This is a genomic window from Bradyrhizobium sp. CCBAU 25338, from assembly GCF_028128965.1.
GTDB classification, from domain to species: domain Bacteria; phylum Pseudomonadota; class Alphaproteobacteria; order Rhizobiales; family Xanthobacteraceae; genus Bradyrhizobium; species Bradyrhizobium liaoningense.
This window is the reverse complement of record NZ_LFKY01000028.1, coordinates 49,725-69,533: the sequence shown is the minus strand read 5'-3', so window position 1 is coordinate 69,533 and position 19,809 is coordinate 49,725. Positions and strand designations below refer to the sequence as shown.

At 65.4% G+C, this 19,809-nt stretch carries 17 protein-coding genes and 1 pseudogene; 9 read left to right on the top strand and 9 right to left on the bottom strand.

Going from position 1 to position 19,809, the window contains the following annotated elements:
* Positions 1–60 precede the first annotated feature (60 nt).
* A complete protein-coding gene (locus tag ACM42_RS09900) occupies positions 61–2,385 on the top strand; it encodes a xanthine dehydrogenase family protein molybdopterin-binding subunit (RefSeq protein ID WP_271527741.1) in 2,325 nt (774 codons plus the stop codon).
* Between the two features lie 96 nt (positions 2,386–2,481).
* Here ACM42_RS09900 and ACM42_RS09895 read toward each other — a convergent pair.
* The 3 genes and pseudogenes from ACM42_RS09895 to ACM42_RS09885 form a co-directional block, all read right to left on the bottom strand.
* Positions 2,482–3,677, bottom strand: a pseudogene (locus tag ACM42_RS09895) (acyl-CoA dehydrogenase family protein).
* 15 nt (positions 3,678–3,692) lie between these two features.
* The gene (locus ACM42_RS09890; protein WP_271527740.1) at positions 3,693–4,841 is read right to left on the bottom strand and encodes an acyl-CoA dehydrogenase family protein; all 1,149 of its coding nucleotides are present in this window, start codon (positions 4,839–4,841) and stop codon (positions 3,693–3,695) included.
* 5 nt (positions 4,842–4,846) lie between these two features.
* A complete protein-coding gene (locus tag ACM42_RS09885) occupies positions 4,847–5,701 on the bottom strand; it encodes an enoyl-CoA hydratase (RefSeq protein WP_271527739.1) in 855 nt (284 codons plus the stop codon).
* Positions 5,702–5,954: 253 nt separating this feature from the next.
* Between ACM42_RS09885 and ACM42_RS09880 the strand changes: the two genes are divergently transcribed.
* The 6 genes from ACM42_RS09880 to ACM42_RS09855 all read left to right on the top strand — a co-directional run bounded on the left by ACM42_RS09880 (position 5,955) and on the right by ACM42_RS09855 (position 11,216).
* The gene (locus ACM42_RS09880; protein WP_271527738.1) at positions 5,955–6,563 is read left to right on the top strand and encodes a LemA family protein; all 609 of its coding nucleotides are present in this window, start codon (positions 5,955–5,957) and stop codon (positions 6,561–6,563) included.
* 138 nt (positions 6,564–6,701) lie between these two features.
* Positions 6,702–7,610 (top strand): TPM domain-containing protein, encoded by a 909-nt coding sequence (locus tag ACM42_RS09875; RefSeq protein ID WP_271527737.1) that lies wholly within the window; start codon positions 6,702–6,704, stop codon positions 7,608–7,610.
* A 5-nt stretch (positions 7,611–7,615) separates the two neighbouring features.
* Positions 7,616–8,113, top strand: coding sequence for a TPM domain-containing protein (locus ACM42_RS09870; RefSeq protein WP_271527736.1), 498 nt, complete (start codon positions 7,616–7,618; stop codon positions 8,111–8,113).
* 326 nt (positions 8,114–8,439) lie between these two features.
* Positions 8,440–9,396 carry a hypothetical protein gene (locus tag ACM42_RS09865; protein ID WP_271527785.1) on the top strand — a complete coding sequence of 319 codons (957 nt, stop codon included), beginning with the start codon at positions 8,440–8,442 and terminating at the stop codon, positions 9,394–9,396.
* A 92-nt stretch (positions 9,397–9,488) separates the two neighbouring features.
* A complete protein-coding gene (locus ACM42_RS09860) occupies positions 9,489–11,027 on the top strand; it encodes a hypothetical protein (protein ID WP_271527735.1) in 1,539 nt (512 codons plus the stop codon).
* A 24-nt stretch (positions 11,028–11,051) separates the two neighbouring features.
* The gene (locus tag ACM42_RS09855) at positions 11,052–11,216 is read left to right on the top strand and encodes a hypothetical protein (protein ID WP_271527734.1); all 165 of its coding nucleotides are present in this window, start codon (positions 11,052–11,054) and stop codon (positions 11,214–11,216) included.
* A 127-nt stretch (positions 11,217–11,343) separates the two neighbouring features.
* Here the strand turns inward: ACM42_RS09855 and ACM42_RS09850 are convergent, their stop codons facing one another.
* Entirely contained in the window at positions 11,344–11,991 is a 648-nt protein-coding gene (locus ACM42_RS09850) for a glutathione S-transferase family protein (protein ID WP_271527733.1), read from the bottom strand.
* Between the two features lie 90 nt (positions 11,992–12,081).
* Between ACM42_RS09850 and ACM42_RS09845 the strand changes: the two genes are divergently transcribed.
* On the top strand, positions 12,082–12,690 hold the full coding sequence (locus tag ACM42_RS09845) for a TetR/AcrR family transcriptional regulator (protein WP_271527732.1): 609 nt from the start codon (positions 12,082–12,084) through the stop codon (positions 12,688–12,690).
* A gap of 15 nt (positions 12,691–12,705) precedes the next feature.
* Here the strand turns inward: ACM42_RS09845 and ACM42_RS09840 are convergent, their stop codons facing one another.
* Together ACM42_RS09840 and putA are read right to left on the bottom strand one after the other, a co-directional pair.
* Positions 12,706–13,911: a CaiB/BaiF CoA transferase family protein gene (locus tag ACM42_RS09840; RefSeq protein WP_271527731.1), complete on the bottom strand. Its 1,206-nt coding sequence runs from the start codon at positions 13,909–13,911 to the stop codon at positions 12,706–12,708.
* A gap of 114 nt (positions 13,912–14,025) precedes the next feature.
* Complete coding sequence (gene putA, locus ACM42_RS09835; protein ID WP_271527730.1) at positions 14,026–17,025, bottom strand: bifunctional proline dehydrogenase/L-glutamate gamma-semialdehyde dehydrogenase PutA; 3,000 nt, start codon at positions 17,023–17,025, stop codon at positions 14,026–14,028.
* Between the two features lie 114 nt (positions 17,026–17,139).
* Here putA and ACM42_RS09830 point away from each other — a divergent pair, with 114 nt between their 5' ends.
* Entirely contained in the window at positions 17,140–17,601 is a 462-nt protein-coding gene (locus tag ACM42_RS09830) for an Lrp/AsnC ligand binding domain-containing protein (protein ID WP_028182007.1), read from the top strand.
* A 170-nt stretch (positions 17,602–17,771) separates the two neighbouring features.
* Here ACM42_RS09830 and ACM42_RS09825 read toward each other — a convergent pair whose 3' ends face one another.
* The 3 genes from ACM42_RS09825 to sorA form a co-directional block, all read right to left on the bottom strand.
* A complete protein-coding gene (locus ACM42_RS09825; RefSeq protein ID WP_008563500.1) occupies positions 17,772–17,972 on the bottom strand; it encodes a cold-shock protein in 201 nt (66 codons plus the stop codon).
* A gap of 206 nt (positions 17,973–18,178) precedes the next feature.
* Entirely contained in the window at positions 18,179–18,487 is a 309-nt protein-coding gene (gene sorB / locus ACM42_RS09820; protein WP_271527729.1) for a SorB family sulfite dehydrogenase c-type cytochrome subunit, read from the bottom strand.
* A gap of 12 nt (positions 18,488–18,499) precedes the next feature.
* Complete coding sequence (gene sorA, locus ACM42_RS09815) at positions 18,500–19,699, bottom strand: SorA family sulfite dehydrogenase catalytic subunit (RefSeq protein WP_271527728.1); 1,200 nt, start codon at positions 19,697–19,699, stop codon at positions 18,500–18,502.
* Between the last annotated feature and the right edge of the window lie 110 nt (positions 19,700–19,809).

Sequence of the window (19,809 nt, the reverse complement as noted above, 5' to 3'; positions counted from 1 at the left end):
TGTCTGGCCCGCAAAATCGGTTAAAACCGCCGCGGTCGTTTTCCGGATATCGAGGACATAATGAACATTCTTCCCGGCAATTTGCGTTTCGGAGCGGGCCAGCCCGTCAAGCGTTTGGAAGACCAGAGGCTGCTCACCGGGAAGGGGCAGTTCATCGACGACAAGCCGGCGGACGACGCGCTGTGGTTGCACGTGCTGCGCTCGCCGCACGCCCACGCGAAGATCGTCTCGATCGACACCAGCGCCGCGGCCGGAATGCCCGGCGTCACCGCAATCTACACCGGCGCCGACCTCGTCAAGGACGACATCGGCAGCATCCCGACGCTCAACATCTTCAAGCGCCCCGACGGCAAGCCGATGACCGTGCCGCCGCGCCGGCTGCTGGCCCACGAGATCGTGCGCTATGCTGGCGAGGCCGTGGCGGCAGTGGTGGCTTCATCGCGCGTGGAGGCGCAGAGCGCCGCCGAAGCGATCGTCGTCGAGTACGACGTTCAGCCCGCGGTGGTCGATCCCGTCGAGGCCGTGAAGCCCGGCGCGCCCGTGGTGTGGCCGGAGGCGCCCGACAACATCGTCGGTGCCATGAGCTACGGCGATGCGGCCAAGGTGGACGAGGCCTTCGCCAAGGCCGCGCATACCGTCGAGCTCGATCTCGTCAGCCAACGCCTCGTGCCTTCCGCGATGGAGCCGCGTTCGACTATTGCCGAGATCGACAAGAAGTCCGGCCGTCTCCTGCTGCATGTGCAGTCGCAGACCCCGGCCTCGACCCGCGACGTGCTGGCGGAAGCCGTGCTGAAACGTCCGAAGGACAGTGTGCGCGTGCTGGTCGGCGACATCGGCGGCGGTTTTGGCCAGAAGACCAACCTCTATCCGGAGGACGGCATCGTCGCCTACGCCGCGACCAAGCTGAACAAGAAGATCCGCTGGCGCGGCGACCGCACCGACGAATTCGTCGGCGGCACGCACGGCCGCGATCTCACGTCCACGGCGTCCTTCGCTCTGGACGAGAAGGGCAAGGTGCTGGCCTATCGCGTCAAGTCGATCGGCTGCACCGGCGCCTATTCCTCGGGTGCGGCGAACATCATCCCGCTGGTGCTCGGGCCCTTCGTGCAGACCGGCGTCTACGATCTGCCGCTGGTGCACTTCGAGGTGAAGTCGGTGATGACCCACACCGCCCCGGTGGGCGCCTATCGTGGCGCGGGCCGTCCCGAGGCTGTCTTCATCGTCGAGCGTCTGTTCGACGCGGCTGCGCGAAAGATCGGCATGGATCCGCGCGCGATCCGCAAGGCCAATTACATCAAGCCGGCGCAGCTGCCGTACACGAATGCGGCGGGCCAGGTTTACGACTCCGGCGCCTTCGCCCACATGCTCGACCGCGCCGTGAAGCTCGCCGACTGGGACGGCTTTGCCGCGCGCAAGAAGGCGGCGAAGAAGAAGGGCCTGCTCTACGGCCGCGGACTCACCTCTTACATCGAGTGGACCGGCGGTCGCGCGCACACCGAGAAGGTCAGCCTGCACGCGACCTCGCAAGGTCGCGTCGTGCTGCATTCCGGCACCATGGCGATGGGGCAGGGGCTGCAGACCACCTACACCCAGATGATCTCCGACACGCTCGGCATTCCCATGGACAAGATCGACGTGGTCCAGGGTGACACCGATCTCGCCATGGGCTTCGGCAGCGTCGGCTCGCGTTCGCTGTTCGTCGGCGGCACAGCGGTCGCGGTCTCCTCCAATGATCTGATCCAGAAGGCGCGCGAGAAGGCGGCCAACGTGCTGGAGACCTCGGTCGAGGACATCGAGTACCAGGGCGGCATGCTCACCGTGGTCGGCACCGACCGTCGCATCAGCCTGTTCGATCTCGCCGAAAAGGAGAGCGGCGCCAAGCTCAGCGTCGATTCCGAAGGTGAGGTCGACGGTCCGAGCTGGCCGAACGGCACGCATATCTGCGAGGTCGAGATCGACCCCGAGACCGGTGTGTCCAGGGTGGTGCGCTACACCACGGTCGACGATGTCGGCGTCGCCGTGAACCCGATGCTGGTGACGGGGCAGATCCACGGCGGCGTGGCGCAGGGTATCGGCCAGGCGCTATACGAAGGCGTGTCCTACGATGCCGACGGCCAGCTCCTCACCGCGAGCTACCAGGACTACTGCATCCCGCGCGCCGACGACGTTCCGCCGATCGAGGTGACGCTGGACGGTTCCGCGCCCTGCCGCACCAACCCGCTCGGCGCCAAGGGCTGCGGCGAATCCGGCGCCATCGGCGGCCCGCCCTGCGTCACCAACGGCGTGATGGACGCGCTCGCCGAGCTCGGCATCACCCAGCTCAACACGCCGCTGACCCCGCAGAAGATCTGGAAGGCGATCCGGGACGCGAAGGCGGCGGGTTAACTCCTTGTCGTTCCAATCTCCGCTGTCGTCCCGGATCTGCGCTCCGCTTCGCTGCGCTTGTCCGGGACGACGGCGGAGGGTGGAGCGCCAGCCCAGCTAGATCCCCAGCATCATCTTCGCGATGATGTCGCGCTGGATCTCTGACGTGCCGCCGAAGATCGTGTAGGCGCGGCCGTTGAGATATTCTGGGATCACCGTCAGCATCTCCTCGGGAGTCGCCGGCTCGTGGTTGAGCTTGTACAGCGGGCGCATCGGCTCGACGGCGAGGGCGTCGTGGCCGATCACGTCGGCGCCCAGCCGCGTCACGGCTTGGCGGATCTCGCTGTTGCGCAGCTTCAGGATCGACGACACCGCGCCGGGATTTTGCCCGGTCTGCAGTGCCGAGAGCACGCGCAGCTCGGTCATCTCCAGCGCGTCGATGTCGACCTCGACCTCGGAGATGCGCGTCGCGATATCGGGGCTGTCGATCGCGCGGCCCGTGAGATCCGACTCGGCAAGATCCGCGATCGCCTTCAACCCTTCGCGCAGCTTGGCCGAGGCAATGCCAGAGCCGCGCTCGAATTCGAGCAGATACTTGCCGTAGGTCCAGCCCTTGCCTTCCTCGCCGACGCGGTTGGCGACCGGCACGCGCACGTCGTCGAAGAACACCTGGTTGACCTCGTGGTCGCCGCCGATGGTGAGGATCGGGCGCGTGGTGATGCCCGGCGTCTTCATGTCGATCAGGATGAAGCTGATGCCGTCCTGCTGCCGCGGGCCGTCGCTGGTGCGCACCAGCGCGAACATGCGGTTGGCGTGGTGGGCATGCGTGGTCCAGATCTTGGTGCCGTTGATGATGTAGTCGTCGCCGTCGCGCACCGCGCGGGTCTTCAGCGAGGCGAGGTCGGAGCCGGAGCCCGGCTCGGAATAGCCCTGGCACCAATAGTCCTCGCCGGAGAGAATGCGCGGCAGGTAGAAGTCCTTCTGCTCGGGGCTGCCGAAGCCGATGATGACGGGCCCGACCATCTTCACGCCCATCACGTTGACATTGGCACGCCGGCGCGTGCGCATTCGGTCTCGAAAATCCAGCGCTGTGCCGGCGTCCAGTCCGGCCCGCCATATTCGACCGGCCAGCCAGGCGCGCCCCAGCCCTGGCGGTGCAACGCGCGCTGCCAGGCCATGCCGATGTCGGGGTCCGAGAACACCGACGGCGTCAGCGCGGTCGCGCGCTTCATCTCCTCGGTGAGGTTCTTCGCAATGAAGCCGCGCACCTCGTCCTGGAAGGCACGCTCCTCGGCATTGAACGAGAGGTCCATGATGCGCTCCTTGTGTCAGGCCGAGACGGCCCTGCGGCTCAGCTGGGCGTGGCGGCCATAATGATGCGCGCTGCCGCCGAACAGCGTGTCGAAGGCGACGAGCCGCTTGAAATAGGCGCCGACCTCGAGCTCCTCGGTGACGCCCATGCCGCCATGGAGCTGGATCGACTGCTCGCCGACGAAGCGCGCGCATCTGCCGATTTTTGCCTTCGCGCCCGACGCCGCCCGGGCACGCTCGATCGGCGCAGCATCCACCTTCAACGCGGCCCGCAGCGCCATCGAGCGGGCCTCGTCGACCTGCATCGCCATGTCGGCGAGGCGGTGGCGGATCACCTGATTGGCGGAGAGCGGCCGGCCGAATTGCTTTCGGATCTTGGTGTATTCCAGCGTCGTGTCCAGCAGCGTCTGCATGATGCCGACGGCTTCCGCACCCAGTGCCGCCATGGCGCGGTCGACGGCCCATTCGATCGCCGGCAGAGCATCGCTGCCGTCGCCGAGCAGGACGTCTTCCGGCAGATGCACGTCGAACAGCTCGATGTTGCAGGCACGTCCGCCGCCAAGACGCGGATAATCGCTGATGACGAGGCCCGGCGTCGTCGCCTGCACGAGGAACAGGCCGATCCGCCCCGACGGCCCCCGATGGTCATGGATGTGCGCGGAGACGATGATCTGGTCGGCGGCGTGTCCGTCGAGCACGGCGACCTTGCTGCCGGCGAGGCGCCAGCCTTGCGCCGTCTTGTTGGCGCTGGTCGTGACCTTGGCAAGATCGAACCGTGCCGCGCGCTCGGAATGCGCAAAGGCAAGCTTCAGTGATCCATCCGCGACCTTGGGCAGGCTCGCCTGTCTCTGCTCGATGGTGCCGCATCTCGCGATCAGCGCCGCGCCTAGCACCGCGGTTGCGACATAGGGCTCCGACACCAGCCCGCGACCGAAGGCTTCCATCAAGATGCCGATCTCGACCGCGCCACCGCCGAGCCCGTCGAACTCTTCGGGAAGCGGCAGCGCCAGCCAGCCGAGCTCGGCGAATTGCTTCCACACCGAAGGGCTGAAGCCGAGTGGGTCGTTCGCCATCTTGCGGCGGTGATCGGCATCATAGCTCTCGGCCACGAAGCGATCCGCGCTTTCACGCAGCAATCTTTGCTCGTCACTGAGGTTGAGGTCCATCGTATTTACTCCGCGGCCGCCGGCGGCTTGCGCACGGAGGGATGCAGTCCGGAGGGATCGACGATCATGCCGAACTCCTGGAGATTATGGGCGTGGCAGAGCTGGTGCAGCGCAAAAGCCTGGTCGATCGCGGCCGGCTGGCCCATCACGTCGACCGAACGGTTCACCGCTTCCTTGGTCAGCTTCAGCGCGAAGGACGGTTTTGCCGCGATCCGGCGCGCCAGCTCGAGCACGCGCAATGACAAGTCCGCGCGCGGCACGACCTGGTTGACCATGCCGAGCTGGTGCGCCTCTTGCGCGCTCCAGCTGTCGGCGGTGAACAGGAACTCCTTGGCTTTGCGCGGGCCGAGTTCCCAGGGATGCACGAACCATTCAACGCCGCAGACGCCCATGGTGACGACGGGGTCGCAGAACTGCGCGTCGTCGCTGGCGACGATGAGGTCGCAGGCCCAGGCCAGCATCAGCCCGCCGGCGATGCACCTGCCATGTACCTCGGCAATGGTCGGCTTGGCGAGGTTGCGCCAGCGCCGCGTGATCTGGAGATATATTTCCTGCTCGCGCGCGAAGCGGCCATGGGCGCCCGCCTCGCCAAAGCCGCCCCAATGTCCGATCGGAGGAAAATCGACGCCTGCGGCATTCTTCGCGCCGGGGCGCAGGTCATGGCCGGACGAGAAGTGCGGCCCATTGCCGGCCAGGATGATCACCTTGACTGCATCGTCCTGCACCGCTGCGTCGAAAGCGGCATTGAGGTCATAGGTCATTTGCAGGTTCTGCGCATTGCGCGCCTCGGGCCGGTTCATCACGACCCGGGTGATCGCCGGATCCGGCCTCTCCACGAGGATGGTCTCGAACGAGGACATGGCGTTTCCTCCGGCGTTTCCGCTTTTGTTTTGCCGGAGTTGACTATGTCGGCCTGCGATAGGCAAGAGGCTTGCGTCAGCCGGCTGGAGCTGCCGTCGCAACTGTTTGTCGCTGTCATTCCGGGGCGCGAAGCGAACCCGGAATCTCGAGATTCCGGGTTCGATGCTGCGCATCGCCCCGGAATGACGTTGGGAAGCTGGCGTCGCGTGCTCGATCTGGTAGTTTGCGTCAGATTCCACCGGGAGAAATTTGATGCGCAAGATCCTGACCGTGCTGGCGGCGCTGGCCTCGCTGAGCCTGACCAATTGCGGCTACAACGCGATCCAGAGTGAGGACGAGCAGATCAAGTCTGCCTGGTCCGAGGTCGTGAACCAGTATCAGCGCCGCGCCGATCTCGTGCCCAACCTCGTCAACTCGGTGAAGGGTTTTGCCCAGCAGGAAAAGGACGTGCTGCTCGGCGTCACCAACGCCCGGGCCAAGGTCGGCAGCATCCAGGCGACGCCCGAGGTGCTGAACGATCCCGCCGCGTTCCAGAAGTTCCAGGCGGCCCAGGGCGAACTCTCCAGCGCGCTGTCGCGGCTGCTGGTCGTCACCGAGAACTATCCGCAACTGAAGTCCGACGCGCTGTTCAAGGATCTGATGTCGCAGTTGGAGGGCACCGAGAACCGGATCACGGTGGCGCGCAACCGCTACATCAAGTCGGTGCAGGAGTATAACGTCACCATCCGCTCATTCCCGAGCAACCTCACCGCGATGGCGTTCGGCTACAAGGAGAAGCCGAACTTCTCGGTCGAGAACGAGAAGGCGATCTCGACCGCGCCGAAGGTGGACTTCAACCCGGCCCCGGCGCCATCGAAGTAAGCGCGCGCCGTTTTGCGAATGCGACAAGCCTCAATCACCGCCGTCATTCCCCGCGCAGGCGGGGAATCCAGTACGCCGCGGCTTCACGGTTCAAGCAGGGCGACCTCTGGAATACTGGATCGCCCGCCTTCGCGGGCGATGACACCGAGTGTGTGGCGGGCGTATTCAGTGGTGGCCTCATGCGTCCTCGCTATCGCACTCTTCCTTGCCTTCGCGCTCCCCACCCGCGCCGACGTCGCCGTGCCCCAACTCACCGGCCGCGTCGTCGATCAGACCGGCACGCTCTCGAGCGGCGACATCGCGGCGCTGTCGCAGAAGCTGCTTGACTTCGAGAACCGCAAGGGCAGTCAGATCGCGGTCCTGATCGTCCCGACCACGCAGCCGGAGACGATCGAGCAATTCTCGATCCGGGTCGCGGAGGCCTGGAAGATCGGCCGCAAGAAGGTCGACGACGGTGCGATCCTCGTCGTGGCCAAGAGCGACCGGCACTTGCGCATCGAGGTCGGCTATGGCCTCGAAGGCGCGCTGACCGACGTCACGTCGAGGCGCATCATCGACGAGGTCATCACACCGAAATTCAGGACAGGCGATTTTGCCGGCGGCATCTCCGACGGCGTCGATCGGATGATCCGGGTGATTGACGGCGAGCCGCTGCCGGTTCCCTCGCCGACCGTCCATTTCGGCAATCTGGACGACCTCGCGCCGCTATTCATCGTGACGCTGTTCGCCTCGATCGGGGTCGGCGGGTTCTTCCGGGCCGTGCTGGGGCGGCTGCTCGGATCCTTGGTGACCGGAGGCATCATTGCCGCGCTGACCTGGCTCATTCTCGGCTCCGCCGCGCTCGCCGCGGCCCTCGGCGCCCTCGGCTTCATCATCGGATTTGTCGCCGATCTGTTTTCGGCGATGACGCCGAGCACGGGCCGCTCGCGCGGCAGCTCGTGGTCGAGCGGCTCTTCGGGCGGATGGAGCAGCGGATCGTCGAGTAGCGGCGGCTTCAGCGGCGGCGGGGGCAGTTTCGGCGGCGGCGGCGCCTCGGGGAGCTGGTAGCGATCATGAGCATCAAGCGCATTGCCAGGCATCTCGTGCAGCATCATTGGCGGGCGAAGCAGATCTTCCCGCAAGCCGTACTCGAGCGCATCGAGCAGGCGATCAAGCGCGGCGAGGCGACCCATTCCGGTCAGGTCCGCTTCGTCGTCGAAGGCGCGCTTGACGGCGCGCCGCTGTTCCGCAACCAGCCGGCGCGCGAGCGCGCACTCGACGTGTTCTCGCTCTTGCGTATCTGGGACACCGCGCACAACAACGGCGTCCTGATCTATCTGCTGCTCGCCGACCGCGACGTCGAGATCGTCGCCGATCGCGGCATCGATTCGAAGGTTGGCGCAGAGGGGTGGGAGAGCATCTGCCGCGCAATGGAGGCCGAGTTCAGGTCGGGCCGGTTCGAGCGCGGCGTGATCGGCGGCATCGAGGCGGTGTCGCGCGAGCTGGCGCGGCATTTCCCGCCGCAGGGCCCGCCATCGAACGAGCTGCCGGATGCGCCGGTGGTGATGTGACGGACTGTGATGTGGGACTGCAGGTGGCGGCCCCTCCGTCGTAGTGACGATGTGGAGGCAGCGGGCATTCGCTCCATCACAATTACCCTGAGGCTCAAGCGGGACGAGGCTCGAAGGGCGACAGCCGGGCGTTGCGCCGCCGTTCATCTTCCCCTGGTTACAAATTGTTTCACACCCGCCACGCCGGTTCCATTTTCCCGGCCCAATTCGGCCCCGGATCAATTCCTAAAGTTTCGGTAAGCGGGTCCGAAGGTAAGGATTTCGCAAGCAATGAAAGTTACCAAAAGGTCAATCCAGACTGGAGTATTTGAGCCGTGAGCGAATCAATGCCCGACCAGGCTGCCCAGGATTCCGGTGCTGTTGACGCAGCGCCGCAGACCGTCGAGGCTGCCGCCGGTATCGACGCCCCCTCGATCGCCCCCGACCACGAGGCGCCGCCCAAGCCGGATCCGGTCAAGGCGGATGCTCCCAAAGTCGAGCCGCCGCGGATCGACGTGCCGAAACTCGAAGCGAAAGCCGAACCCGAGCCAAAGCCGGGCAAGCTGATCGTCATGGCGCCCTCGGACCGGTCCTGGGACCGCGAGGACTTCGCCCCCCATGTGAAGGCGGACGAGCCGCGCGAGACCGGCGGCAAGCGCCGCTTGTCCGCGATGGCCGCGGTGGTGGCGATCGCCGCCTGCGTCGGCGCGATCAGCGGGGCGCTTGCGACCGCCGGCATGATGCGTTTCGCCGCCCCGGCCCAGGCGCCGGTGCAGGTCGCCGACACCAGCGCGCTGGATGCTTCGGTCGCCCGGATCGATGCCGACCTTGTCGCGCTGAAGGCCAATGTCGAGCAGAGCTCGAAAACCGGCGTCAGCCAGTTCAACCGGACCAACGACCGCCTCGACAAGCTCGAGAAGGCGCAGGCCGAGCCGTTGGCCAAGATCGCAAAACTGTCCGAGACCGTCGACAAGCTCCGCGCCACGCCGCCCGCAGCTTCCGCGCAGGCTGCAGCAGCTCCCGCCAGGGAGACCACCGGCTCGATCGCGCCGACCCAGGTTGCGACCGCCGCAGCGGCACCGGCGCCTGCCGCGCCCAAGACCGAGGTCGGACGTCTGCCGACGATCGAAGGCTGGAGGCTGCGCAATGCCGGCAATGGCGGTGCGCTGATCGAGGGCCGCGACGGGCTCTACGAGGTCTACCCCGGCGATCCCATCCCCGGCGTCGGCCGCGTCGATGCGATCCGCCGTCAGGACGGCCGCTGGGTGGTCGTCACCAGCAGGGGCCTGATCGTGTCGCGCTGAGCGTTCGATATCGACTTTCGAAAAGGCGCTTCACTACCATGTGAGGCGCCTTTTTACTTGAATAGGCGTCCCTGCGCGGTGTTACCTGAGGCATGAGCCGCGTGTTGCGAATTCTCATTGCTGCCGCCGTATTGCTAGGCGGCGTCGTTTCGCTATTCGCAGCGGAGGATACTGCGCTGACGCGCGGTACGGTGATCACCGATCCCGATCTCCTGCGCAAGCTCGACCAGAACAATACGCTGACGATCTCGCGTCTGCTCTCGCCGGAGCGGAACGCGGACGCCCCGCTCACGACCGACCTGATGTTCGCGTCGCTGCCGCAGCTGAAAGAGATTCCGCCGGCGATCGATGCTGAATTCGATCGCTACATCGCGCGGTACATGGCGACATATCCAACCGAGACCATCGGCGTCGGCGAGGGCTTCGACGTGCAATTGTTCGATCGGGCCAATCTGAAGTCCCGCGACACGCGGTTCGTGCTGGCCGGGATCGTCAACCGCATGGACCGCGCCTATGTGTCGGAGGAGTCCTGCGGCGAGATCCGGCTGGTCTACCGTCTCGCGCGTTTCGACAGCAGGCCGGATGGCGGCAAGACCGCAACGCGCCTGCCGATGACGCTCAACCTCGTGATGAAGGCGCGCGACGCGCGCCAGACGGATGGAAACGGCAGGCCGATCACCTGCGCCGAGGTCGCGCGGCGCTGGCTGGACAATGGCGACTGGCAAGGGCTGATCGGCAGTCGCTTCTCGCCTGACGACGCCATGCTCGACCGGATCGAGACCAACATCCAGGTCTCGGTCGCGCCGAAATCGGCGCTGCACGATTTCCGCTCCGACTATCTGCTCAAGGTGTTCAAGTACGACGCCGCCACGAAGACGTTCGAGGAATCGACGCTGGAGAACCAGATCGACCGCGACAGGATTCTCGTTGACGATGCGCTCCGGCGCGACTTCAAGGCCTGGCTGCTCGCGCCTGATCATTTGCGCGAGTTCGATCGCGGCACCGTGCTGATCCCGGAGAAATTCCTGGCCAGGGCCGCGGTGGTGCCGACCCCCGCCGGCCTCGATGCCTCGGCGCTGCAGCCCGAGTTCGGCATGATGCAAGGAGAGGGTAGCGAAGATCCAGTCTTCACCGATGGCGACGTGGTCAGCGCGCTGAAGCAGGCGGCGGCACGCGGCATCGACATGCAGAACGTCCGCTCGGTCGCCGGTTTCCAGCGCCGCCTCAACGACGTCACCTGCGCCGGCTGCCACCAGACCCGCGGCATCGGCGGCTTTCATTTCCCTGGCGTCGATTGGCTCGCGGACAGGCCGTCCAATTCCGCCATCGTGCCGGCCTCGCCGCATTTTTTCGGCGACCAGCTCCGCCGCCGCGACATTCTGACCGCGTTCGCCGCCGGCAAGCGGCCTGATTTCTCACGCGGATTTGCCAGCCGGCCGCAGACCCGCGGAGGTAAGGAACTCGCCGGCACCGAATATCAGGACGGCTGGGGCGCGCATTGTTCCCTGCAAGATGAGGGATCGGGAACGCCGGACAAGAGTTTTCCGTCATGGAGCTGTGCTAACGGTCTCACCTGTCAGGCTGCCGCGGCCTCGCGCCGCATCGGCATGTGCTTCATCAAGACGCGTTAAACCAACAAGCGATTTGGATGATTCATGACGAATACCAGCGAGGCGAACAAGGAGCGCAATCGCGAGATCGCGCGCAATGAGGAAGCCAAGCAGGTCACCGGCAGCGTCCGCGTCAGCACCTGGGCGGTCGCGGCGGCCGTCATCATCGGCGGGATTCTGTTCACGCTCGGCTGGCTGTCGCTGCGGTAACTTCCGCTTTCTTTCGTCATGCCCGGGCTTGTCCCGGGCATCCACGTTCTCGTATCCACGCTCAAGATCGTGGATGGGCCGGGACAAGCCCGGCCATGACGGCGCTGAGGCTTTGGCGCTAGCGCTCTCACTTCGCGTAGTTCGTCATCCGCTTGCCCGGCAGCAGCTCATAGGCCGGCTTCCAGCCGGGCAGCGCGGCCATGCGGCCGAGCCAGGCGTGGATGGCGGGATGGCTCGCCGCGAAATCGAAGCCGTGCTCATCGCTCGGATAGTGCAGATAGGCCATCATCGAGATGTCGGCGACCGTCGGCTTCGCCCCGATCGCGAAGTCATTGTGCTGGAGGTGTCCATCGAGGATGCCGAGGAAATCCTCGAGCCGCCGGCGGAAATGCTTCAGCACCTGCGGATCGTTTTTCTCGGTGAAGGCGCGCATGAAGCGATAGGTCGCCATGTAGCCGGTGAGCTTGTGGTTGTCCCAGAACAGCCAGCGCAAGAGCTCGAACTCTTCGTCGGCGCTCTCGGCGCCGAAGCGGCCATACCGCTCCGCAAGCTGCAGCAGGAGTGGCGCCGTCTGCGTCATCTTCACGCCGTCGATCTCGAGCACGGGAATCTCGCCCATTTCGTTCACGGCTTTGCGCCACTCCGCCGTGCGTGTGATGCCGCCGGCAAAATCGGTCCAGACCGGTTCGAACCGCTCGCCGCACATCGTCAGCATCAGCGCGAGCTTGTAGCTGTTGCCTGACTCGGGGAAATAGTGGAGGCGGTAGCTGGGCATTGAACGCTCCTTGCCTTCGGGGGCCTGGACAATCATATTACATATGATCCGTACAACAGAACATTTGTTCTGTCGCGGGTCAAGAGCTGGATGCTGGGCCGGATGAGCAGGGATTCAAAAACAGAGTCGGGCGAGCGCGAGCGGCCCCTGATGCAGGCAACGCTGCGCATCATCGGGCGACATGGACTTGACGGCGTGACCCACCGGGCGGTCGCGGCCGAGGCCAGGGTTTCGCTCGGTGCGGTCACGCATCATTTCGGAACCCGTGATGCGCTGGTTGAGGCGGCCCTGCAGTTCGCTCTGGCGCGCGAAGTCGGCAGGCTGCGTGCGTTGGCTCTCAGCCTTCAGGACAAGGCGTTCGAGGTTGAGGCCTGGATCGACGCGCTGGTCGATTTCTACGTCCGCGAGCTCAGCACAGAAGCCGAGACGCATATCGCCTGCTATGAGGCCTTCCTGGCCGCCGCGCGGCAAGAGCACTATCGGCCCGTGGTCGCCGACTGGTTTGACACGTGGCGGCAGAGTGCGGAGCTTGCGCTGAAAGCTGCGAAGTCACGAAACCCACGCCGCCACGCCGAGTTGTTCGTCTCGGCGCTGATTGGCTTGCTCTTTCGCCAGCTCGCCACGCCCAGAGCCGGCTTCCGCCGTGAGGCGAAGGCGGAGCTGTTGGAGCTGGTGAGCGGCTTGATCGCGCGGAAGTAGCGCCGGCGCGCCGGCCTATCCCACCGCCCCGTTCGACCGCAGTTGCTTGATCGCCGCCTCGTCATATCCCGCGCCACGTAAAATTTCGTCGCTGTGCTCGCCGACGGCGGGCGGCTTGCGCGGTTGCACCTTCTTCGCGCCGTCGATCCAGATCGGGCTGTTGATGGTGAGCATGGTGTCGTTCTCGAACGGCACCAGCACCTCGTTGTCGAGCATCTGCTTGTCGGTCGGGATGTCGTCGAGAATGGCAACGACGCCGAACACGAGGCCGTTGCCGTCGAGGATCTCCCGCCATTCGGCGAGATTCCTGGTCGCGAAAGTGTCGTCCAGAATCTTGATCAGTTCGACCGAGCGGGCGTGACGGTCGGCCTTGGTGGCGAAGCGGGGATCGTTGATCAAATCCTCGCGTCCGAGGCAGCGGGCCAGCGTCGGAAACTGCTTCTCCTCGTTGAGCAGCGACAGGATCAGCCAGCGGCCGTCCTTGCACTGATAATGGTTGGCGACCGCGTTCAGCGCGCGCTCGCGTGGCCGCCGCTCGCCGAACTTGGAGCCGCAGAGCTTTGCCTGCGCCAGAACGCTCGCCGCCCATACGCCGTTCGCCATCAAATTTGAGGCGACGTGCGAGCCCTTGCCGGTCTTCTCGCGCTGGTAGAGCGCAGTGACGATGGCGCCGTAGAACGCCATGGCGCAGGGATGGTCGCCCATGCCGGCGACCGAACGCGCCGGGGTGGTGTCGGTGTCGGCGCGGACGAGGTCCATCAGGCCCGACCGGGCCCAATAGGCGTTGCTGTCGAAGCCGGGCTTGTTGGCCTCCTCACCCTTCTCGCCATAGCCGGTGAAGGACGCATAGATCAGCCGGTCGTTGAGATGGGCGAGATGGTCGTAGGTGATGCCGAGCTTGGCGCGCACCGGCGGCGGCATGTTGGTGATGAAGACGTCGGCCTCCGCCACCAGCTTGTACAGCACCGCCTGCGCCTCCGACTTGGAGAGGTCGAGCGCGATGCTCTTCTTGTTACGGGCTTCCAGCAGCCAGGCGAAATTGTGCTCGCCGGTCGGATAGCCCGGCAGGTTCGGCAGATTGCGGTAGGGGTCCCCAGCGCCGGGCGGCTCGATCTTGATGACGTCGGCACCGAAATCCGACAGCACGGTCGCGGCCGCGGGCGCTGCAATGAAGCTGGCGCAGTCCAGAACCTTCAGTCCCGCAAAAATGCCCTTGTCCATCGCGGCGTTGCTCCCTCGCTCTTGTCGTTTCCCGCGCGCTGGAATTGGCGCGGGCGCATCATCGAGCATTAGACCGATGTTTCGGCTGGATGCAACGGCGCCGGGTGCAGGGCCTCACTCCTCTCCCGCAAGCAGGGCAGCATTGCCGCCGGCTGCTGCGGTGTTGATGGTCACCGTCTGCTCGGTGGCAAAGCGCGGCAGATAGTGCGGGCCGCCGGCCTTGGGACCGGTTCCGGACAGGCCGTTGCCGCCGAAGGGCTGCACGCCGACCACGGCGCCGATCATGTTGCGGTTGACGTAGATGTTGCCGACCTGGGCGCGATCGATGATCGCCTCGATCGTGTCGTCGATGCGGGAATGGACGCCGAGGGTGAGCCCGTAGCCGGTGCGCTCGATCGCCTGCAGGACGCGTTCGAGGTTCTCGGCGCGATAGCGTACGACATGGAGGACCGGGCCAAACACCTCCTCGGTGAGCTGACCGGGCTCCCTGAGCTCGAAGATGTGCGGCGCGACGAAGCAGCCGTCCGGCGCGTGGCCTGCAAAGTGCAGCCGCGCCTCGTGCTTCATCCGCGCGATGTGCACGTCGAGGCGCTGCTTGGCGTCCTCGTCGATCACCGGCCCGACATGGGTTGCGACGTCTGAGGGATTGCCGATCTTCAACTCGTGCGCGGCGCCAGCGATCATCTCGATCATGCGGTCGGCGACGTCCTCCTGCACGAACAGCAGCCGGAGCGCCGAGCAGCGTTGGCCGGCTGAACGGAAGGCCGAGGTCACGACGTCGTCGGCGACCTGCTCGGGCAGCGCGGTGGCATCCGCGATCATCGCGTTGATGCCGCCGGTCTCCGCGATCAGCGGCACGATCGGCCCGTCCTTGGCGGCGAGAGTCCGGTTGATGCTGCGGGCCACCTCGGTCGAGCCGGTGAAGACGACACCCGCGATATCCGCATGCGCGGTCAGCACGGACCCGATGCGGCCATCGCCGGTGACGAGGTGCAGCGCGCTCTTGGGGATGTCTGCCTCGTGCAGCAGGGCCACGGCCTCGCGCGCGATGCGCGGCGTCTGCTCGGCGGGCTTCGCAACAACGCTGTTGCCCGCCATCAGCGCTGCCGTGACCTGTCCCAGGAAGATCGCCAGCGGAAAATTCCAGGGCGAGATCGCGACGAACACGCCGCGGCCGCGCATGGCGAGCGCATTGCTCTCGCCGGTCGGGCCCGGCATGGCAGCCTCGACCCCGAACAGCTTGCGGCCCTGTGCGGCATAGTAGCGGCAGAAGTCGGCGGCCTCGCGCAGCTCCGACAGCGCGTCGTCGAGCGTCTTGCCGCCCTCGGCTTGCAGCAGCGCGATGAAGTGGGCGCCGCGGCTCTCCAGCAGATGCGCGGCCTGCTCCAACGCCGCCGCGCGCACACCTGCCGGCGTGCGGCTCCAGGCGGCAAAGCTGGCGCGTGCCGCGGCGACCGCCGCATTGGCCTGATCCGGCGTGGCATCCGCGATCGGCTCGAGGCGGGCCGTCTCGGCCTTGACGTCGGTCAGCAACCGGTCGAGCGCGGCACGTTCGCCGAATTCGATGCCGCGCGAATTGCGCCGTTCCGGCGCGAAGAGATCGCAAGGCAACGGGATTTTTGGATGGGCCGCCGCCTGCGGCCGGACGATGGCATCTGCCGGACGCTGCAACAGCGCAGGCACCGGCACGCGATAGTCGGCGGCCTGCGCCACGAAGGAGGAGTTGGCGCCGTTCTCGAGCAGCCGCCGCACGAGATAGGCGAGCAGATCACGATGGCTGCCGACCGGCGCGTAGGTGCGGTAGGCGATGTCCGGGTGATCTTTTGCCAGCTGCTCGTACAGCGCTTCGCCCATGCCATGCAGGCGCTGGAATTCGAAGCCGCCGCTGCCGGCGGTGAGCTCCAGCACGGTCGCGACCGTCAGCGCGTTGTGGGTGGCGAATTGCGGGAAGATGCGGGGCCGCAAGGCCAGCAGCTTCGTCGCGCAGGCGACGTAGTTCAGATCCGTCATCGCCTTGCGCGTGAACACGGGATAGCCGCCGAGCCCGCGCTCCTGCGCGCGCTTGATCTCCGTGTCCCAATAGGCCCCCTTGACCAGCCGCACCATCAGCTTGCGATCATGTGCGCGGGCAAGAGCATCGACATAATCGATCACCGCGCCGGCGCGCTTCTGATAGGCCTGGATCGCCAGGCCAAATCCGTCCCAACCGGCAAGCGAGGCATCGGCCAACGTGGCCGCGATCACGTCGAGCGACAGCTCCAGACGGTCGGCCTCTTCGGCATCGACGGTGAAGTTGAGGTCATGGGCCTTGGCGCGCTGTGCTAGGTCCAGCAGCAGCGGCACCAGTTCGGCCATCACGCGGCCGCGGCTGATCGCCTCGAAGCGCGGATGCAGCGCCGAGAGCTTGACGGAGATGCCGGGCCGGTCGGGCAGGGGATGGTTGCCTGCCGCCTTGCCGATCGTTTCAATGGCGCTGGCATAGGCGTCGAAGTAGCGCTTCGCATCCGCCGCGGTGCGCGCGCCTTCGCCGAGCATGTCGAAGGAATAACGCGTCTTCTGGCCGGAGCGCGGCCGGCCCCGCTCCAGCGCCTGCTCGATGGTCTCGCCCAGCACGAAATGATTGCCCATCAGCCGCATCGCCTGGCGCGTCGCGGTACGCACGGCCGGTGCGCCGAGCCGCTTCACGAGTCGGCCGATGGTGCCGTCGGGCGTCTCGCCGGGCTGGATCACGCGCGCCGAGAGGCCGAGCGCCCAGGCCGAGGCGTTGACCAGGAACGCGGTGGACTTCGTCTCGTGGTGGATGAAGTCGCCTTCGCCGAGCTTGTCCTCGATGAACTGGTCGGCGGTGCGCGCGTCCGGCACGCGCAGCAGCGCCTCGGCCAGCACCATCAGCGCGAGCCCCTCTTTGGTCGAGAGCGCGAACTCCCGCAGCATGTCCTCGACCCCGCCGAGCCGGTCGTCACGCTTGCGGATCGCCTCGATCAGCCGCGTCGCGGTGCGGTCGATCCGCGCGTCCTGCGGCGGGGACAGCTGCGACGCCGGCAAGAGGCGCGCGGCGATCTCGGTGTCGTCGGGTGCGTAAGGAGCGGAGAAGGGAGGCGGGGTGTTCGGCATGGCGTGTCCTGTGGCTGATTTACAGGATAAGGCCCACGTTACCGTAGTTCGATAGACAAATTAGTCGAAGTGCCTTAGAAAATGAAGATCATCATCGCTTTTGATAGATATAATATGGAACTTGATCGAATCGACCGCAGAATCCTCTCGATCTTGCAGGAGGATGGGCGCATCGCCAATGTCGAGCTCGCCGAGCGTATCGGGCTGTCGCCGACGTCGATCGGCGAACGGCTGAAGCGCTTGCAGCGCGAGGGCTTTGTCGAAGGCTATGGCGCGCGGCTCAACCCGCACCGGCTCGGTCTTGGCCTGTTGGTGTTCGTCGAGGTGCTGCTCGACAAGACCACGCCCGACAATTTCGAGCGCTTTGCGCGCGCGGTGAAGCTCGCGCCCGAGGTGCTGGAGTGTCACATGGTTGCCGGCGGCTTCGACTATCTTGTGAAGGCGCGGCTTGCGGACATGGCCGCCTATCGACGCTTTCTCGGCGAGACTCTGCTGTCGATGCCGGGCGTGCGCGAGACGCGGACCTATGCGGTGATGGAGGAGATCAAGCGCGACGCACCGTTGCCGGTAGGCTGACGACATGCCGTCGCGATTGTCATTGCTGTGGCGTGGACAAGCGGTCTTCCAAGGAAAAATAACCATCCCCGTGCAATCGCAACGCCTGTCGTCGACTGCACTGGCCGTCTTCTAAATTTTCTTGGCCCGGCTCCCGGATTGGTCCCAGGAGGCAGCAATAGCTGGCGGGCTTATACTTTGAGGTTTTCTGCGGAGGTCTTGCCCCGGTTTGCGATCTCTTCGTATTCCACCGTCTGTCCCTCGTTGAGGGTGGACAGACCGGCTTTCTGCACTGCCGAGATATGCACGAACACATCCTTGCCCCCCGACGCAGGCTGGATAAATCCATAACCCTTCGTCGGGTTGAACCACTTGACCGTACCTTTAGCCATCACGACTTCTCCGCGGGTCTTCCTCCGAGATCGCGAACCGCCAGTCCCCGCCAACCGGCCGGTTCGGTCCTATAGGATACGCGGAATGTGGCAGGCTTGGTAGCTCAAACCACATCGGCATTTCGCTGAATTGCGCTCAACTTCGCGGCGTTTTTGCCGGTTTTGCCCGTTTCGCGGTCAAATGTCCGTACGCGTTTCCTCATCCGTCAATACGTCGCAGCCAGATAGTCGACGATCTTGCCGACATCGGCATCGTCAATCGGCGCGCCATAGACCTTGATCATCTTGGTCACCTCGGCCTGCCAGAAGCCCTTCTTGTCCTTCATCGGCGGCTGCGTGGCGATGTAGTCGGACGAGTGGCAGGCGCTGCAATTGCCCTGCACGACCTCGAGATTGAGACCGGGCTTGAAGGCGGCGACCTCGTCGGGAGTCTTGTAATCGACCGGCGCGGCAAGGGCCGAACCTATCATGGCGGCGAGGGCGAGCGTGACGGCGGGGAGAACGGTGCGCTGCATGATCATTCTCCTTCAGGCGACCGTCACGCGGACGATTTCGACGACGTTGCGCAGATAACCCGCCGGGTTCCAGCGCGGCGTGTCCGGCTGCGTCTCGCCGCCATTGCCGGTGGCGCGCACCTTGAGCTCATGGTTGCCGGCGGCGAGCTTCACCGCCAGCTTCCATTCGCGGAAGGCGTATTTGCCAAGGTTCTTGCCGAGCTTTGCGGTGGTCCAGGTCTTGCCGCCGTCGGTGGAGACCTGGACTTCCTTGATGCCTTTGCCGCCGTCGAAGGCGATGCCGCGCAGGGTCACAGCTCCCGCCTTCAGCTTGGCGCCATCGGGCACGCTGGTGATGAAGGAGCGGATGGTGAAGCGGTTGATCGGGATGGTCGCCTTCGGCGCGGTGCCCGGCTCGACCGCGTTGTTGGGCGTATCGGGAATGCGATAGGCCGACTTCATCCAGAAGCCGTCATAGATGTTGTCGATGACGGTGATCTCGTTGAGGTGCTTGACCCAGTAGGTGCCGAAATGGCCGGGCACGATCAGGCGCAGCGGGAAGCCGTTGAGGAACGGCAGGTCCTCGCCGTTCATGCCATAGGCCAGCATCACCTCGCCGTCGGTGGCGTGATCGAGATCGAGCGCCTTGACGAAATCGGGCGTCTTGTCGCTGACCGGTCCGTCCATGCCGCCAAACGTCACCTGCTTGGCTCCACTCTGAACGCCGGCCATCGCCAGCACGGACTTCAGTGGCACGCCGCGCCAGCGCGCACAGCCCATCGCGCCGTTGGCGAGCTGGCCGCCGGCGACGCGCGGCTCGAAGAAACCGCGGCTGTTGCCGGAGCACTGGTTGACGGCGATGATCTCCGTCGCCTTCATCTTCCTGATGTCCTTCAGCGACAATTTCAGCGGCTTGTCGACCTTGCCCTTGACCTCGAGCGTGAACTTGTCGGGGTCGAGATTGTAAGGCAGGTCGGAGAGGTGATAGCGCACGAAGAACGCGTTATTGGGCGTGATCGGGCCGTCGTTGAACACGGCAAACGGCGTCTCGAGCTGCGGCGGCCGGCTGGTCAGGCCGATCATCGGCCGCTTCTGCGGATATTTCACCAGCGGTCGTTCGCCATTGGCGAAGGGCAGGGTGACGGTGTCGAGCGCCAGCGCCTTGGTGGAGTTCAGTGTAGCCGCGACGGCGGCAAGGCCCGCTCCTTTGAGCAGGTCGCGTCGGTCGAACATTCTGGTCTCCTCCCGGAGCTTTTCGTTGGATCGCGGTCATCACCGCGATCCTGCGTTCATCTGTCGCAACGATTTGGATGATGTCAATTGGTGCTTTCGCAGCAAGCCCA